Annotated in this window: 1 protein-coding gene; it reads left to right on the forward strand. The window is 63.2% G+C overall.

Translation table 11 applies throughout. The features are described from left to right. Positions 1-361, forward strand: a 361-nt coding sequence (locus H7I41_RS30120; protein WP_264016324.1) for an AMP-binding protein, incomplete at both ends; no start/stop codon positions are given.

Here is a 361-nt window from a genome sequence, read left to right on the forward strand (position 1 = left end):
GGATCGGGCGCCGGCTCGCGCAGGGCCTGCGGGACCGTGGCGTCGGCCCCGGCGACGTGGTCGCATTCCAGTTGCCCAACTGGATGGAAGCCGCAGCGACCTTCTGGGCCGCATCATTTCTCGGCGCGGTGGTGGTCCCCGTTGTGCATTTTTACGGCGCCAAGGAGATCCGCCATATCATTGCGACAGCGAAACCCAAGGTGTTCATCACTTTCCAGGAATTCGGCCGGACCCGCTACCAAGAGGATCTCTACGATGACGTTCCCATTGTCGGCGTGGTGGGCCGTGATTTCGAAGATCTGCTCGCCGCGGCACCGTTTGCCGAGGAACCTGCGATCGCTGCGTCTGATCCCGCGGTCAT

The sequence above is a fragment of the [Mycobacterium] manitobense genome, from assembly GCF_025821665.1.
Lineage (GTDB): Bacteria > Actinomycetota > Actinomycetes > Mycobacteriales > Mycobacteriaceae > Mycobacterium > Mycobacterium arseniciresistens.